This window comes from Mycobacterium alsense (genome assembly GCF_002086635.1).
GTDB classification, from domain to species: Bacteria; Actinomycetota; Actinomycetes; order Mycobacteriales; family Mycobacteriaceae; genus Mycobacterium; species Mycobacterium alsense.
On the sequence record NZ_MVHD01000077.1, the window covers coordinates 1 to 16,603 of the forward strand.

At 69.3% G+C, this 16,603-nt stretch carries 16 protein-coding genes and 1 pseudogene; 13 read left to right on the forward strand and 4 right to left on the reverse strand.

What is annotated here, in order from left to right; translation table 11 throughout:
- From BST11_RS29035 to era, 4 genes and pseudogenes are all read left to right on the forward strand, one after another.
- Positions 1-260 (forward strand): annotated as a pseudogene (locus BST11_RS29035) (PE family protein); the annotation flags it as partial.
- Positions 261-397: 137 nt separating this feature from the next.
- Entirely contained in the window at positions 398-1,693 is a 1,296-nt protein-coding gene (locus BST11_RS25160; RefSeq protein WP_083140942.1) for a hemolysin family protein, read from the forward strand.
- Positions 1,686-2,006 carry a cytidine deaminase gene (locus tag BST11_RS25165; protein WP_372509710.1) on the forward strand — a complete coding sequence of 107 codons (321 nt, stop codon included), beginning with the start codon at positions 1,686-1,688 and terminating at the stop codon, positions 2,004-2,006. The genes BST11_RS25160 and BST11_RS25165 overlap by 8 nt, the downstream gene beginning before the upstream one ends.
- Positions 2,007-2,037: 31 nt before the next feature.
- Positions 2,038-2,937: a GTPase Era gene (gene era / locus BST11_RS25170; protein ID WP_083140944.1), complete on the forward strand. Its 900-nt coding sequence runs from the start codon at positions 2,038-2,040 to the stop codon at positions 2,935-2,937.
- A gap of 105 nt (positions 2,938-3,042) precedes the next feature.
- Here era and BST11_RS25175 read toward each other — a convergent pair whose 3' ends face one another.
- Positions 3,043-4,500, reverse strand: coding sequence for an aminotransferase class I/II-fold pyridoxal phosphate-dependent enzyme (locus BST11_RS25175; RefSeq protein WP_083140945.1), 1,458 nt, complete (start codon positions 4,498-4,500; stop codon positions 3,043-3,045).
- Positions 4,501-4,525: 25 nt separating this feature from the next.
- Positions 4,526-6,022, reverse strand: a complete 1,497-nt coding sequence (locus BST11_RS25180; protein WP_083140946.1) for an amidase — start codon at positions 6,020-6,022, stop codon at positions 4,526-4,528.
- A gap of 62 nt (positions 6,023-6,084) precedes the next feature.
- Between BST11_RS25180 and recO the strand changes: the two genes are divergently transcribed.
- The 3 genes from recO to BST11_RS25195 are packed head-to-tail and all read left to right on the forward strand — an operon-like array spanning position 6,085 to position 8,205.
- Positions 6,085-6,894, forward strand: coding sequence for a DNA repair protein RecO (gene recO, locus BST11_RS25185; protein WP_083140947.1), 810 nt, complete (start codon positions 6,085-6,087; stop codon positions 6,892-6,894).
- A complete protein-coding gene (locus tag BST11_RS25190; RefSeq protein ID WP_083140948.1) occupies positions 6,887-7,777 on the forward strand; it encodes a decaprenyl diphosphate synthase in 891 nt (296 codons plus the stop codon). Before recO ends, BST11_RS25190 begins: the two co-directional genes overlap by 8 nt.
- Positions 7,777-8,205: a hypothetical protein gene (locus tag BST11_RS25195; protein ID WP_083140949.1), complete on the forward strand. Its 429-nt coding sequence runs from the start codon at positions 7,777-7,779 to the stop codon at positions 8,203-8,205. Before BST11_RS25190 ends, BST11_RS25195 begins: the two co-directional genes overlap by 1 nt.
- A gap of 13 nt (positions 8,206-8,218) precedes the next feature.
- On the opposite strand, the gene BST11_RS25200 is transcribed toward BST11_RS25195, so the two are convergent.
- Entirely contained in the window at positions 8,219-8,611 is a 393-nt protein-coding gene (locus BST11_RS25200) for a Fur family transcriptional regulator (RefSeq protein ID WP_083140950.1), read from the reverse strand.
- A complete protein-coding gene (locus BST11_RS25205; RefSeq protein WP_083140955.1) occupies positions 8,608-9,009 on the reverse strand; it encodes an ArsR/SmtB family transcription factor in 402 nt (133 codons plus the stop codon). The genes BST11_RS25200 and BST11_RS25205 overlap by 4 nt, the downstream gene beginning before the upstream one ends.
- Before the next feature lie 151 nt (positions 9,010-9,160).
- Between BST11_RS25205 and BST11_RS25210 the strand changes: the two genes are divergently transcribed.
- From BST11_RS25210 to BST11_RS25235, 6 genes are all read left to right on the forward strand, one after another.
- A complete protein-coding gene (locus BST11_RS25210) occupies positions 9,161-10,606 on the forward strand; it encodes a glycine--tRNA ligase (RefSeq protein ID WP_244897778.1) in 1,446 nt (481 codons plus the stop codon).
- Positions 10,607-10,676: 70 nt separating this feature from the next.
- The gene (locus BST11_RS25215; RefSeq protein WP_083140952.1) at positions 10,677-12,479 is read left to right on the forward strand and encodes a PPE family protein; all 1,803 of its coding nucleotides are present in this window, start codon (positions 10,677-10,679) and stop codon (positions 12,477-12,479) included.
- Between the two features lie 322 nt (positions 12,480-12,801).
- Entirely contained in the window at positions 12,802-14,004 is a 1,203-nt protein-coding gene (locus BST11_RS25220) for a PPE family protein (RefSeq protein ID WP_083140953.1), read from the forward strand.
- 313 nt (positions 14,005-14,317) lie between these two features.
- Positions 14,318-15,850 carry a phospholipase C gene (locus BST11_RS25225; protein WP_083140954.1) on the forward strand — a complete coding sequence of 511 codons (1,533 nt, stop codon included), beginning with the start codon at positions 14,318-14,320 and terminating at the stop codon, positions 15,848-15,850.
- A 160-nt stretch (positions 15,851-16,010) separates the two neighbouring features.
- On the forward strand, positions 16,011-16,340 hold the full coding sequence (locus BST11_RS25230; protein WP_244897777.1) for a hypothetical protein: 330 nt from the start codon (positions 16,011-16,013) through the stop codon (positions 16,338-16,340).
- 120 nt (positions 16,341-16,460) lie between these two features.
- A partial coding sequence (locus BST11_RS25235) for a WXG100 family type VII secretion target (RefSeq protein WP_042798136.1) occupies positions 16,461-16,603 on the forward strand: 143 nt, incomplete at its 3' end.

Consider the following 16,603-nt stretch of genomic DNA (forward strand, 5'->3'; position numbering starts at 1 on the left):
GTGCCGGCGGCGCCGGCGGCGGCGGCGGATCCATCGGTGGCGGGGACGGGGGTCCCGGCGGCCGGGCGGTGCTGTTCGGCAACGGTGGTGAAGGCGGGGCCGGTGGGTTCGCCGGCACAACCACCGGCGGCAACGGGGGCAACGGCGGCAACGCGCTGTTCGGCTTCGGTGGTAATGCTGGCATCGCCGGGTTCGGCGTCGGGGCAAGCGGAAAGGCCGGCAAGCCCGGCACCGGGCTGTTCGGCCCCGGGGTGTTGTAGCCTGTACGCGCCGCGGCATCTCACCAAGCTCGCCGTCGCGGCGTAAACCAACGGCGCGACGGAGTAACGCCGGTCGGCGAGGCCGGCGGGGCCGAGCCAAGACGCGAGCACGATACGATTTCAAGGTATTTCCAGAATTGAGCGGGTTTCCCCAGCTGCTCGGCGCGATCGCGCTGATCGCATTGGGCGGGCTCTTCGCGGCGATCGACGCGGCCATCAGCACCGTGTCGCTGGCCCGCGTGCAGGAACTGCAGCGCGGCGAACGACCCGGCGCGGGGTCGCTGTTCAAGGTGATGAGCGACCGGCCGCGTTACATCAACCTGGTGGTGCTGCTGCGCATCACCTGCGAGATCTCGGCGACCGTGCTGCTGGTGGTGTTCCTCTACGACAACTTCGGCATGCGGTGGGGGTTGTTCGGCGCGGCGACCATCATGGTGCTGACCAGCTTCGTCGTGATCGGGGTGGGGCCGCGCACCCTCGGCCGTCAGCACGCCTATTCCATTTCCCTGGCGACGGCCCTTCCGCTGCGGGTGATTTCGTCGTTGCTGATGCCGCTGAGCCGGCTGCTGGTGGTGCTGGGCAACGCGCTCACCCCGGGCCGCGGCCTGCGCAACGGGCCGTTCGCCTCCGAGATCGAACTGCGCGAGGTCGTCGACCTGGCCCAGCAGCGCGGGGTGGTCGCCGCCGACGAGCGCCGGATGATCGAGTCGGTCTTCGAGCTCGGTGACACCCCGGCCCGCGAGGTCATGGTGCCGCGCACCGAGATGGTCTGGATCGAAAGCGACAAGCACGCCAGCCAGGCCACCAACCTCGCGGTGCGCAGCGGGCACTCCCGCATCCCGGTGATCGGCGAGAACGTCGACGACGTCGTCGGGGTGGTGTACCTCAAAGACCTTGTGCAGCATACGTTTTTGTCGCCCGACGGCGGTCGGGACACCAAGGTGTCGCAGGTGATGCGCCCGGCGGTCTTCGTGCCGGACTCCAAGCCGCTGGACGCGCTGCTACGCGAAATGCAGCGCGACCGCATCCACATGGCCCTGCTCGTCGACGAGTACGGCGCGATCGCGGGCCTGGTCAGCATCGAAGACGTGCTCGAAGAAATCGTGGGCGAGATCGCCGACGAGTACGACCAGCAGGAGACGGCCCCCATCGAAGACCTGGGCGACAAGCGCTTTCGGGTTTCCGCGCGGCTGCCGATCGAAGACGTCGGCGAACTGTACGGCGTGGAATTCGACGACGACCTCGACGTCGACACGGTGGGCGGCCTGGTGGCCCTGGAATTGGGCCGGGTGCCGCTGCCCGGCGCCGAGGTGGTCTCGCACGGGCTGCGGCTGCGCGCCGAGGGCGGCCCCGACCATCGGGGCCGGGTGCGGATCAACGCCGTGCTGCTGAGCCCGGACGACACGGCGAGCGATGGGGAGGCGCATGGCTGAGCGGCTGGACGCCGAGGACGCCAAGCTGGTGGAGCTGGCGCGCGCCGCGATGGCCCGCGCCGAAGCCGCAAGCGGCGCCGCGGTCCGCGACGCCGACGGCCGCACGTATGCCGCCGCGCCGGTGAGCCTGGCGGCGCTGCAGCTGACCGGGCTGCAGGCGGCCGTGGCCGCCGCCGCGTCCAGCGGCGCGACCGCTCTGGAGGCCGCCGCTTTGGTGGCCGGGTCCGCCGACGACCCCGGCATCGTCGCCGTTCGCGAGCTGTCGCCGACGGCGGTGATCATCGTGACCGACCGCGCCGGGAACGTGATATGACGGCGAACGAGGCCCGTCGACGGCGGGCACAGTGAGTGAATTCCGTTCCGGCTTCGTATGTTTGGTGGGCCGGCCGAACACCGGCAAGTCGACGCTGACCAACGCGCTGGTGGGCACCAAGGTGGCCATCACCTCGACGCGGCCCCAGACCACGCGCCACACCATCCGCGGGATCGTGCACCGCGACGACTTCCAGATCATCCTGGTCGACACGCCGGGCCTGCACCGGCCGCGGACCCTGCTCGGCAAGCGGCTCAACGACCTGGTCCGCGACACCTACGCCGAGGTCGACGTGATCGGGTTGTGCATCCCCGCCGACGAGGCGATCGGCCCCGGCGACCGGTGGATCGTCGACCAGATCCGCGCGGTCGCCCCCAAGACCACGCTCCTGGGCATCGTCACCAAGATCGACAAGGTTCCCAAGGACCGGGTGGCCGCGCAGCTGGTCGCGGTCAGCGAGCTGGTCGGCGATTCGGCCGAGATCGTCCCGGTGTCGGCGGCCACCGGCGCGCAAATCGACGTGCTGATCGACGTGCTGGCCGCGGCGCTGCCCCCCGGCCCGGCCTACTACCCCGACGGCGAGCTCACCGACGAGCCCGAGGAGGTCCTGATGGCCGAACTCATCCGCGAGGCCGCGCTGGAGGGGGTTCGCGACGAGCTGCCGCATTCGCTGGCGGTGGTGATCGACGAGGTCGAGGCGCGTGACGGCAGGGACGATCTGATCGACGTGCGCGCCATCCTCTACGTCGAGCGGGACAGCCAGAAGGGCATCGTCATCGGCAAGCGCGGCGCGCGGCTGCGGGACGTGGGCACCGCCGCACGCGCGCAGATCGAGAAGCTGTTGGGCACCAAGGTCTATCTCGACCTGCGTGTCAAGGTCGCCAAGAACTGGCAGAGCGACCCCAAACAGCTTGGCAGGTTGGGCTTTTAGCGCCCGTGTTTCCGCCGCGGCCCAGCGCGCAGCCGTACCGTGATGAAAGCCGTTGGCGGCCGGGTCATGTCGATGCCGCGGTCCTGACGGCGAGCCCCCGCGAATTCACGCGACCACGCGGATCGTCTGCAGCGACGGGTCCGCCGCGTCCGGGATGTTCATGCCGGCGCGCACACCCGTGCACACGTAGTCCAGCACGGCGCCGTTGAGGCGCTCGCCCGGCACGACCGCGGGGATGCCCGGCGGATACGGCGTGCACTGCTCGGCGGAGATCCTGCCCGCGGCCCGGTCGGTGGGCACCGCCTCGACCCGCCCGAAGAACGCGTCGCGCGGCAGGCACACCGTCTCCAGCTGCAACTCCTCGGGCGACGGCAGGTCGATCTGCGGTGGCGGGTCGAAATCGCTGGCCGCCCTGCGCCATTCGGCCAGCGCCTCGGTGAGGCGGCCCCCCGTGGATTCGTCGTCGGCGAAGGACAACGTCGCCAGGATGCGGCGATGATCGCTCATCCCGACGTCGATGTGGGCGTGTTCTCGCAGCCAGTCGGCGGCCTGGTAGCCGGAGGTGCCGGTGGCCGACACGTCCATCATCACCTGCATGCGGTCCAAATCGTGGGACGCCTCCACGCCCAGCAGCTCGTCGTCGAGGACCTTCAACTCGGGAATCAGTTCGATGTCGCGGCGCAGCTGGCGCGCCAAACCCAGTGCGGCGCCCAGCAACTCGTGGCCGTGCTCGACCATCTGGCGCCGCCACCCGTCCATCGCCGCGTACACCAGCACGCTGGGGCTGGTCGTCATCAGCAGGTCCACGCAGGCCGACAGGCGGTCGCGGTCGATCAGGTCGCCCTGCACGTGAAACACCGAGCCCTGTTCGAAGCCGGCCCCCATCTTGTGCACGCTGACCACGCAGACGTCCGCGCCGGCGTCCATCGCCCAGGTCGGCAGGTCCTCGTGGAACGGCAGGTGCGCACCCCAGGCCTCGTCGATGATCAGCGGCTTGCCGCGCGCGTGGCAGACCTCGGCGATCCCGGCGATGTCGGCGCAGGTGCCGTACGGGCTGGGGCTGACGATCAGCGCGCCGGCGGCGTCGGGGTGCATTTCCCACGTCTTCTCCACCTGCCGCGGCGAGGGCGGGTGCGAGAAGTGATGCTCGGCGTCCCAGCGGGGCGTGATCCAGCGCGGCTGCACGCCGGAGAAGATGAGCCCGGCGACGATGGACTTGTGGCTGTCGCGGCCCACCAGCAGGCTGCCGTCTCCGCCGGCCACGGCCATCATCGCCGCCCGCACGGACAGCGAGCTGCCACAGGTGGAAAAGCCCGCGGCGTCGGCGCCCACCGCGTCGGCCATCAGCTCCTCGGCGCGCTTCAGGTAGCCGTTGGAGCTCCTGCGGTCGTCCAGCCCGCCGTTGGCCAGCAGGTCGTCGGCGAACGGCTCGCGGCCCAGCACGCCCAGGACCCGGTGGTCGACGCCGCGGCCCTGCCGGTGCCCCGGCGGCGTGAACCCGTACCGGTTCTTGTCGCGGTGGTCGGCCAGGGCGTCCAGCAGTGGGGCTTCGGATTGGTCCATGGCGGGGGTGTACCCAGCTTTGGGCTCATCCGCGCGGCGGCGGCGCGCCGGCCGACGGGGCTTCGGTGCCGGCGAGCCACCAGGGCGTCGGCTGCCTGGCCGCCCAGCCGCACACGGCCTCCAGCTCGGCGGCCAGCGAGATCAGCATGCCCTCGCTGTTTGCCGGACCCATCAGCTGCACCCCGATCGGCAAACCCCCGGAGGTGAATCCGGCCGGCACGTTGATGGACGGCCATCCCAGCACGTTCCACGGCCAGGTCAACGGGCACGCGGCGATCATGGTGCGGTCGGTGGCCAGGCCGCTCAACCGGTCGAAGGCGCGCGCCAGCGGCGGCGGCTGGGCGGTGGTCGGCGCCAGCACGACGTCGACGATGTCGAAGATCGAGCCCACCCGCCGCTGGTCGGCGGCCTCGTGGCGGCGCGCGCTGCGCAGGATCGCCTGCCCGAGCACCTGACCCATGCGCAGGTTGGCCACGGTGCGGGGATCCAGGATCACGCCGTCGCCCAGCCGCTCCTCCCAATCCAGCAGCCCCGCGGTGGACCGGGCGAGGAAATCCCACGACAGTCGCAGGCCGTAGTCGGGGTTGCCGGGCACCACGTTGTGGCCGAGCAGCTCCAGTTGCTTGACCACCGCGCGCGTCGCGGCCAGGATCTCGGGGTGCAACTTGGCCCGAAAACCGGTGAACGGGAACCGGGTTGACAGCGCGATGTTCAGCGGGCCGGGCGCCTTGCCGACGTAGTCGGACGCCGTGATCGGGGGCGGTTTGTGCCGGTCGCCCTCGACGTTGCCGGACGCGGCGTCGAGCACCAGCGCCGCGTCGGCCACCGTGCGGGCCAACACGCCGTTGACGGTGATGCCGTTGAACGCCTCGGGCAGCGGCCAGGTGGAGATGCGGCCGCGCTGCGGCTTGATGCCGACCAGGTGCGTCCACGCCGCGGGGATGCGGACGCTGCCCGCGCCGTCGGAGCCGATGGCCGCGGTGACCAGGCCGGCCGCCACCGCGGCCGCGCTGCCGCCCGACGACCCGCCCGGGGTGTGCCGGCGCGACCAGGGGTTGCGGGTGTGCCCGAAGCCGGGTCCGCTGGTGAACGGCCACTGACCCAGCTCGCAGGTGTTGGTCTTGCCGACGATCACGGCGCCGGCGGCCTTGAGGCGGCGGACCACCTCGGAGTCGTGGGTCGCGGGCGCGACGTATCCCTCGGTGCCGAAGGCCGTCGGCACGCCGGCGACGTCGACGTCGTCCTTGACCGCGATGGGGATGCCCAGCAGCGGGGCGGTGTCCCCGGCCGCCCGGCGCCGGTCGGCCTCGGCCGCGTCGGCCAGCGCCGACTCGGTGAGCACCACGCGGAACGCGTTGAGCGTCGGCTGGCTGGTGTGGATGGCGTGCAGCGACCGGCTCACCAGGGTGGTGGACGTCACCGCGCGGCTGGCCAATTGATAGAGCAGGTCGGTCAGGGTGGGCAGGCGCTGGCTGCCGGACCCGGAAATGGACCCGACTCCCGACCCCGAAGCGCCAATCACGGGGTACGAGACTAGACGGCGCGGATACCCGGATTGTCGCGGCGGGGTGCAAAACTATTGTGATGCGGCTATATCGAGACCGGGCTGTTGTGCTGCGCCAGCACAAGCTCGGCGAGGCCGACCGGATCGTCACCCTGCTGACCCGCGACCACGGGCTGGTCCGCGCGGTGGCCAAAGGCGTCCGGCGCACCCGCAGCAAATTCGGCGCGCGGCTCGAGCCGTTTGCTCACATCGACGCGCAGCTGCACCCCGGCCGCAATCTCGACATCGTCACCCAGGTCGTGTCCATCGACGCGTTCGCGACCGACATCGTCAGCGACTACGGCCGGTACACGTGCGGGTGCGCGATGCTGGAGACCGCCGAACGCCTCGCCGGCGAGGAGCGCGCCCCGGCGCCGGCCCTGCACCGGCTCACGGTGGGCGCGCTGCGGGCGGTGGCCGACGGGCACCGCCCCCGTGACCTGCTGCTGGACGCCTACCTGCTGCGCGCCATGGGCATCGCCGGATGGGCGCCGGCGCTCACCGAGTGCGCGCGGTGCGCCACGCCGGGCCCGCACCGGGCGTTTCACGTCGGCGCCGGGGGCAGCGTCTGCCCGCACTGCCGTCCGGCCGGCTCGACCTCCCCGCCGCCGGGGGTGCTGGACCTGATGGCGGCGCTGCACGACGGCGACTGGGAGGCCGCCGAAGCGTCGCCGCAATCGCACCGCAACCACGTCAGCGGGTTGGTGGCCGCGCACCTGCAATGGCACCTGGAACGTCAGCTCAAAACGCTGCCACTGGTCGAGCGGAGCACTCCGGCGTATCAGGCCGACCGCAACACGATCGCCGAACGGCGCGCAGCGCTGATCGAGCAGGATATGGCCTGTGGCTAGAGGTGAGCGCAAGCCGAAGTCGACCGACTTCCCGCAGTTGCCCCCCGCGCCCGACGATTACCCGGTCTTTCCCGACCGATCGACGTGGCCGGTCGCTTTCCCGGAGCTGCCGCCGTCTCCGGGCGGTGGCCCGCGCCGGCCCCCGCAGCACACCTCGAAGGCGGCCGCGCCGCGGATTCCGGCCGGCCGCTTGCCCTTTCATGTCGCCATCGTGATGGACGGCAACGGTCGCTGGGCCACCCAGCGCGGGCTGAGCCGCACCGACGGGCACAAGGCCGGTGAGGCCGTGGTGATCGACATCGTCTGCGGCGCAATCGAACTCGGGATCAAGTGGCTGAGTCTGTACGCCTTCTCCACCGAGAACTGGAAGCGGTCGCCCGAGGAGGTCCGCTTTTTGATGGGGTTCAACCGCGACGTCGTGCGCATGCGCCGCGTGAACCTCAACGCGATCGGGGTCAAGATCCGATGGGTGGGCTTGCGACCACGCCTGTGGCGCAGCGTCATCAACGAGTTGGCGATCGCCGAGGCGATGACGGCCGGCAACGACGTCATCACCGTCAACTATTGCGTCAACTACGGCGGGCGCGCCGAAATCGCCGAAGCCACAAAGGATATCGCGCGCTTGGCCGCGGCCGGGCGACTCAACCCGGAGCGCATCACCGAGGCCACGATCTCGCGTCACCTGCAACGGCCCGACATCCCCGACGTCGACCTGTTCCTGCGGACGTCGGGGGAGCAGCGGTCCAGCAACTTCATGCTGTGGCAGGCGGCGTACGCCGAGTACATCTTTTCCGACAAGCTGTGGCCGGACTTCGACCGCCGCGACCTGTGGGCGGCCTGCGAGGAATACGCGGAACGCAACCGACGGTTCGGGAGCGCGTGATGCCGTCGCTGCAGGAGCGCCTGGCGTCGATACTGCGCGACGTCCTTCCCGTCGACGAGGAACCCGACGGCGCGCTGACGGTGCGCCACAACGGAACCCTGGCGTCGCTGCGGGTCGTCAACATCGCCGAGGACCTCGATCTGGTGTCGCTGACGCAGATATTGGCCTGGGACCTGCCGCTGACCAAGAAGGTCCGCGATCAGGCCGCCAAGCAGGCGCACGACAGCAACTTCGGCAGCGTCACGCTGGTCGAAAAGGTCAATCGGCAGGCCGTGCAACGCAACTCCGGCAGGGGCGCGTCGAAAACCGCCGACGTGATGCTGCGCTACAACTTTCCCGGGGGCGGCCTGACCGACGACGCGCTGCGCACCCTGGTCCTGCTGGTGCTGGACAGCGGCGCGGCGATTCGCCGTGCGCTGACGGGCTAGGAGCGCGCTCGGTTCAGGAGCCGCACTGCGCGCACGTTCCGAAGATTTCGATGGTGTGGCTGACGTCGGAGAACCCGTGCTTGGCGGCCACCTCGGCCGCCCATTGTTCGACCTCGCGGTCGCCGACCTCGATGGTGGAACCGCAGCCGCGGCACACCAGGTGGTGGTGATGGTGCTCGGAGCACCTGCGGTAGACCGACTCGCCGGTGTCGGTGCGCAGCGTGTCGAGCATCCCGGCCGCGGCCATCGACTGCAGGGTCCGATACACGGTGGTCAGGCCGATGTTCTCCCCGCGATTGCGCAGCTCGTCGTGCAGCTCCTGGGCCGAGCGGAACTCGTCGAGCGTCTCCAGCAGCGTGAAGATGGCCGCCCGCTGCCGGGTGGACCGCACGCTGGCGCCGCTCATGGGGTGTCCTCGCCCGCGTGGGCCACGGCGTCGACGACGATGTGCGCGAGGTGGTGGTCGGCGAGCCGGTAGAGCACCTCGCGGCCGGACCGCTCGCCGGCGACCACGCCGGCCGCCTTGAGGATCTTCAGGTGCTGGCTGACCAGCGGCTGCGGCACGCCCAGCGCGTCGACCAGTTCATGCACGCAGCGGTGCGATTCGCGCAGCTGCAGCACGATGGCGATCCGCACGGGCGCGGCCAGCGCGCGCAACAGCTCGCCCGCGGCGTCGAGGATCTCGCGCGGCGGCGGCTCGGGATAGTCCCGGAAGTCGGCGTGCTCGCCCGGCCCGGCCGCGCCGTGCTCGTGGGTTCCCAAGGCCAGGTCGGTAGTCGCCGGGCCGGGCACCGAGGAGGACATCGCCATGGGTGCGTCATCACCTCGAGAAGTGCCGGACGGGGGAGCGTCCGCCGTCGCAGCGGACCGCCCTCCACTGTCACATGCGTGATGACGCATGTCAAAGATCGCGGCGCCGGTCGAATACCATGACTGGTGTTTTGCGAGCGGCGCCGTGCGCCGCGTCCGTCCGCCCGATCTTCGACAAGGAGAGCACCGCCCCGTGGCGTCCGTCATCGACACCGTAGTCAACCTGGCCAAACGGCGCGGCTTCGTCTTCCCCTCGGGCGAGATCTACGGCGGCACCAGATCGGCGTGGGACTACGGTCCGCTGGGCGTCGAGCTCAAGGAGAACATCAAGCGCCAGTGGTGGCGCGCCGTGGTCACCGGCCGCGACGACGTGGTGGGGCTCGACACGTCGATCATCCTGCCGCGCCAGGTGTGGGTGGCCTCCGGCCACGTCGAGGTCTTCCACGACCCGCTGGTCGAGTGCCTGAACTGTCACCACCGGCACCGCCAGGACCACCTGCAGGAGGCCTGGTTAGCCAAGAATGCGGCGAAGACGGGCATCGCCGACCCCGCTTCGGTGCCGATGACCGAGGTCGCCTGCCCCGACTGCGGCACCAAGGGGCAGTGGACCGAGCCCCGCGAGTTCAACATGATGCTCAAGACCTATCTCGGGCCCATCGAGTCCGAGGAGGGGCTGCACTACCTGCGCCCCGAGACCGCGCAGGGCATCTTCGTCAACTTCGCCAACGTGGTGACCACCGCGCGCCGCAAGCCGCCGTTCGGGATCGGGCAGATCGGCAAGAGCTTCCGCAACGAGATCACCCCGGGCAACTTCATCTTCCGCACCCGCGAGTTCGAGCAGATGGAGATGGAGTTCTTCGTCGAGCCGTCGACGGCCCCGCAGTGGCACCAGTACTGGATCGACACCCGGCTGCAGTGGTACACCGACCTGGGCATCCGACCCGAGAACCTGCGGCTGTATGAACACCCCCCCGACAAGCTGTCGCACTACTCCGACCGCACCGTCGACATCGAGTACAAATTCGGGTTCGTCGGCAACCCGTGGGGCGAGCTGGAGGGTGTCGCCAACCGGACCGATTTCGACTTGTCAACGCACGCAAAGCATTCCGGCGCCGACCTGTCGTTCTACGACCAGGTCTCCGACACCCGCTACACGCCGTATGTCATCGAACCGGCGGCGGGGCTGACGCGGTCGTTCATGGCGTTCTTGATCGACGCCTACCATGAGGACGAAGCCCCAAACGCCAAGGGCGGCATGGAAAAACGCACGGTGCTTCGGCTCGATCCGCGGCTGGCGCCGACCAAGGCCGCGGTGTTGCCGCTGTCGCGGCACGCCGACCTGAGCCCCAAGGCGCGCGACCTGGCGGCCGAATTGCGCCGATGCTGGAACATCGATTTCGACGACGCCGGCGCCATCGGGCGTCGCTATCGGCGCCAGGACGAGGTGGGCACGCCGTTTTGCGTCACGGTCGATTTCGACTCGCTCGAGGACAACGCCGTGACCGTGCGCGAGCGCGACGCGATGACCCAGGACCGGGTCCCGATCGGCGCCGTCGCCGACTACCTGGCGGTGCGCCTGAAGGGCTGTTAGCCGGGCGACACGCGGCTCGCTTCGTAACATGCCTGTCCCCGCTGCTGAATAATCCGGCGGAGGAGGCGCGATGGGCTTCTTGGTATTGCCGCCGGAGATCAATTCGCTGCGGATGTTCTCCGGTGCGGGGTCCGCCCCGATGCTGGCGGCGGCGGCGGCCTGGGACGGGCTGGCCGACGAGCTGGGGTCGGCGGCCGAGTCGTTCTCGGCGGTGACGTCGGGGCTCGCGAGCCAGGCGTGGCGGGGCCCGGCGTCGGCGGCGATGGTCGCCGCCGCGGCGCCGTACGCGGGGTTCCTGAGCGCGGCCGCGGGCCGGGCGTCGGGCGCGGCGAGCCAGGCGCGGGCGGTGGCAGGCATGTTCGAGTCGGCCCTGGCGGCCACCGTGCATCCCGCCGCGGTCGCGGCCAATCGATCCGACCTGGTGTCGTTGGTTACGGCGAACCTGTTCGGCCAGAACGCGCCGGCCATTGCGGCGGTCGAGTCCGACTACGAGCTGATGTGGGCCGCCGACGTCGCGGCCATGGTGGGGTATCACTCGGGGGCCGCGGCGGCGGCCGCGCAGCTGTCGTCCTGGCCCGCCGCGCTGCGGGGCGTGCAGGCCGCCGCCGCGGTCGCCGGCCTGCCGGCCTTCAACGTGGGCCTGGGCAACATCGGCAGCCTCAACCTGGGCAGCGGCAACATCGGCGACCTCAACCTCGGCAGCGGGAACGCGTCGGGGAATTTGAACCTGGGCAGCGGCAACTTCGGCGACTTCAACCTGGGCAGCGGCAACATCGGCACGCTGAATTTCGGCAGTGGCAACATCGGCGACAACAACCTGGGCAGCGGCAACTTCGGGAGCGGCAACCTGGGCAGCGGCAACATCGGCACCATCAATTTCGGCTTCGGCAACAACGGCGCCTTCAACCTCGGCAGCGGCAACATCGGCACCCTGAATTTCGGGGACGGAAACCACGGCAGCACCAATTTCGGGCTCGGGAATCTCGGAGACACCAACGTCGGCTTCGGCAACCTCGGGAGCAACAATTTCGGATTCGGCAACACCGGCAACGGAAACATCGGCATCGGCCTCACCGGCAACGGTCAGATGGGCATCGGCGCGCTGAACTCGGGGATCGGCAACATCGGATTCGGCAACTCGGGCAACAACAACATCGGCTTCTTCAATTCGGGTAACGGCAACTTCGGCATCGGCAACTCGGGCAACGGGAACTGGGGTTACGGCAACTCGGGCGACACGAACACCGGGTGGTGGAATTCGGGCGCGATCAACACGGGCGCCGGCAGCGCGGGTGCCGGAAACTTCGGCTTCTTCGACGCCGGCAACGGCAATTCCGGCAGCTTCAACGCCGGCTTCCAGAACACCGGCTTCGGGAATTCGGGCGCCGGGGACACCGGCTTCTTCAACTCCGGCAACTCGAACACCGGATTCGCGAATTCCGGCGACACCAACACCGGCTTCGCGAACGCCGGCGACACCAACACCGGCGGCTTCAACGCGGGCGACCTCAACACCGGGTTCTTTTCCGCGGCAACGCAAAACGTGCCGAACTCCGGCTTCTTCAACGTGGGCACCGGCAACTCGGGGTTCGGCCAGAACAATCCGCTGGGCACCGGCAATTCGGGCTTCCAGAACTCGGGTTTCGGCAATTCCGGCTTCACCAACACCAGCACCAGCGGCGCCAACCCGGGCAACTCGGGGATCCTCAACACCGGATTCGGCAACTCCGGCTACCAGAACGCCGCCATCGGCGACGCCGGCATCTTCGTCGCGGGCGTCATGAGCTCGGGCCTGTTCGCCTCCGGGACGGGCAGCTCCGGCGTGTTCGTCTCCGGCACCGGCGTCTCCGGTTTCTTCACGGGCCTGTTTTAGCGATTTCCGGGCCTTTTGGGGCGCCCCCGGAAAGGACCGCGCGAAACCTTTAGAAACATCACAGAATTGCCCGCGTTTTCGACGGCCCGCCCCGGCATCCGCAGGTACCGCTACCTGGACAGTTGTCCGGTTCGGCGGGGCCGGCCGGGGGGCCGCGCCCGCCGCCGCCCGAAGGGCGGAATGATTTCGCGAAATCGCCTATTTTCAACGGGCCCGTGACTTACGATCCACCGATGGCGGTAGCTTTATCGGGCCGCCGCATGTGCACGTTAGCTACGTGGTTGTTGGAGCCGCTCAGGCGGCGGAATATGTCGAGGTTGGAATGATTCCTGGCTTTACGTTCTTCCCCCCGGAGATTAACTCGGCGCTGATGTTCGGCGGCGCGGGCTCGGGCCCGTTGCACGCGGCCTCGGCGGCCTGGGACGCGTTGGCGTCGGACCTGTCGGGTGCGGCGGCGTCGTTCCAGTCCGTGGTGACCGGGCTGACCGACGGGCCCTGGGCGGGCCCGGCGTCGGTGTCGATGGCGGCGGCGGCGACACCGTACGTGGGGTGGTTGAGCGCGGCCGCGGCGCAGGCCGAGACGGCCGCCGCGCAGGCCCGGACGGCCGCGACGGCGTTCGAGACCGCGCTGGCCGCCACGATCCCCACCCCCGCGGTCACGGCGAACCGCGTCACGCAGATGGCGTTGATCGCGACGAACATTTTGGGCCAGAACACCCCGGCGATCTTCATGAAAGAGTTCGAGTACATGGAGATGTGGGCCCAGGACGTGGCCGCGATGGTGGGCTACCACGGCGGCGCGACGGCCGTGGCGGCATCGCTGGGCAACTTCAGCCTGCCCCCGGTGCTGACCGGCCTGGCCGGACTGCTCGAGTCCCCGCTGACCGAGGTCGCGTCGGAGGCCGCCGGAGTGGGAGCGATGGTGGCCGGCGTGGCCGGTGCACCGTTGGAGACGGCGACGAGCTTCGCGGGGGGCGCGGTAGCGGGGGCCATGGGTTTGGTGAACGCGGCGCCCGTGTCGTCGTTGATGTCGTTCGCCCAGATCGCGATGTACCCCGCGAGCATGATGATGTCGCCGATCATGATGGCCGCCCAGGCCGGCATGAGCGCGGCGCACCCGGCCGCCCTGGCCGGCGACGTGGCCGGCGCCGCCGACCCGGCGAAGTTCGTCAGCGCCGCCACCCCGAAGGGCCTGGGCGGGGCCGGCATGGGCGGCCTGGGCGCCGCCGCGGGCGGTTTGGGCAAGGCCCGTCTGGTCGGCGCGATGTCGGTGCCGCCCACGTGGCAGGGATCGACGCCGTCCCGCATGGTCAGCGCGGCCATGTCGGGGATGGAGGGCGCGATGCCCGCCGGCGCCGCCGCCGCGGGTGCGCCCATGGGCGGCATGCCGATGATGCCGATGCCGATGGGCATGGGTGGCGCCGCCGCCGGCATGCAGGGCGGCATGTTGGGCCGCGGCGGCGCCAGCCCGAACCACGTCGTGCAGGCGCGGCCGAGCGTGGTGCCGCGCACCGGCGTCGGATAGGACGTTCGAAGGTTCACCAAGGCGCGGGCAATACCCCCGGGGGGAACGCGGTGTTGCCCGCGCCTTGTCATGTCCTGGCACCCCTACACCGAAAACGTTGCCGCCCGGCGCTTTTGCCCGGCTTGTCCCGAATTTCGACCCGCGCGCCCGGAAATGGCTTGAGCAAACCATCGATGGCGCCAAATAAACCAATTGTGACACGCCGAAGCGCGTGTCGGGACCGCTCGGCGCCGCAACTATACCGTGATCGGGAAAACGTGAGGGACGGGCCTTCACGGAAGGGCGCGCGGTGGGCAGCAACCCGGTCGACGGAATGTCGCGTCGCGAATTCTTCGCCAAGCTCGCCGCCGCCACCAGCACCGGGGCGTTGATGTCGCTGGCCGGGCCGGTGATCGAAAAGGCATACGGCGTCGGCCCGTGTTCGGGTCATTTGAGCGACATCGAACATTTCGTGTTGTTAATGCAGGAGAATCGCTCATTCGATCACTACTTCGGCACGCTTTCCGGCACCGATGGCTTCAATACCCCGTCACCGGCTTTTCAGCAAAAAGGCTGGAACCCGATGACGCAGGCGCTCGACCCGAATGGCGTCACGATCCCGTACCGCTTCGACACCACCAGGGGCCCGCTGCTCGACGGCGAATGCGTCAACGACCCCGGCCACGACTGGATCACGATGCACGGCGCCTGGAACGGGGGCAACAACGACGGCTGGCTGCCCGCCCAGGCGAACGAAAGCCCGCTGGTGGGCAACGTCCCGGTGACGATGGGCTACTACACGCGCCAGGACCTGCCGATCCATTACCTGCTGGCCGACACCTTCACCATCTGCGACCAGTACCACTGCTCCCTGCTGGGCGGGACCACGCCCAACCGCCTGTACTGGATGAGCGCCACCATCGACCCCGACGGCCAGCACGGCGGCCCGCAGCTCGTCGAGCCCAACGTCCAACCGGTGCAGCAGTTCAGCTGGACGATCATGCCGGAAAACCTCAGCGCCGCCGGGGTGAGCTGGAAGGTGTACCAGAACAAGTTTCTGGGAGCGCTGAACAACACCGTCATCGGCTATAACGGGCTGGTCAACGACTTCAAACAATCGGCGGACCCACGGACGGACCTGGCCCGCAACGGTATCGCCCCCACCTACCCGGGGAATTTCGCCTCCGACGTCCGCAACAACCGGCTTCCGGCGGTGTCGTGGGTGCTGCCGGGCTTCCTGTACTCCGAGCATCCCGCGTTCCCGGCCGCCGCCGGCGCCGTCGGGATCGTCGACGTGCTGCGCATCCTGCTGTCCAACCCCGCGGTGTGGGAAAGGACCGCGCTGATCGTCACCTACGACGAAAACGGCGGCTTCTTCGACCACGTCACCCCGCCCACCCCGATGCCCGGAACGCCCGGGGAGTTCGTCACCGTGCCCGATATCAACGCGGTACCGGGGTCCGGCGGGATACGCGGGCCGATCGGCCTGGGCTTTCGCGTGCCCACCTTCGTCATTTCCCCGTACAGCCGCGGGCCGCTGAAATGCAGCACCGTCCTCGACCACACCTCGCAGCTGAAACTGCTGCGTACCAGGTTCGGGGTGCCCGTCCCCAACCTCAGCGCCTGGCGGGACCAGACCGTCGGGGACATGACCACGGCATTCAACTTCGCGGTGCCGCCGAACTCGTCGAAGCCCAATTTGGAGCACCCGCGGCTGGCGGCCCTCCCCAAGCTGCCGCAATGCGTCCCCAACGCGATCTTGGGCTCGACCCTCAAGACGTCGATCCCGTATCGGGTGCCGTATCCGCAGACGATGCCCACCCAGGAAACCGCGCCCGCCCGCGGCACCCCCAGCGGAATCTGCTGAACGCCCTTAGGGACTTACTCGCCCGCATGTTCTAAAAAGAGCGAAATCGCCCAAACCCGGATATTGTTCTCAGAATTGACTTACGATGCGGAGTGCCTGGTGGTGATTGATTCGCCACCCGGTGCGAAATGTACGGAGACGGCAAGTGGAAGGGGGCAACGTGCTTTTGCCTCTTGGTTCGCCGCTGCCGGACGACGCAGTGGCGGCGAAGCGCGGCGAGTCGGGGATGCTTGGCGGCTTATCGGTCCCCCTCAAGTGGGGCGTGGCGGTACCGCCGGATGACTATGACCACTGGGCGGCAAAGCAGGAAGACGGCGCCGACACCAGTGAGACGGTGGTGGCCGACGGGCTGAGCCCGGAGGTCGCCGACGAGGGCATGGACGAGTGGAACGAATGGAGCGAATGGAGCGAGTGGCAAGGCGAACCCGAGCCCAGCTTCAACATGCCGCGGACTAGCAGCGTGGTACCGCATTCTCCGGCGGCCGGGTGAGAGACGGCGGCCGGCATGCGTGTCCCACGTGATCAGCGGCGCAGGTAGCCACGTAGCAGCCAGTTACGACGGCCCACCTGCAGACAAGTCCAACCAGATATCCAAAAGGAGAAAGGCAACATGGCTACACGTTTTATGACTGACCCGCATGAGATGCGGGCGATGGCGGGCCGGTTTGAGGTCCACGCGCAGACGGTGGAGGACGAGGCGCGCAAGATGTGGGCGTCGTCGATGAACATCGCCGGTGCGGGCTGGAGCGGCCA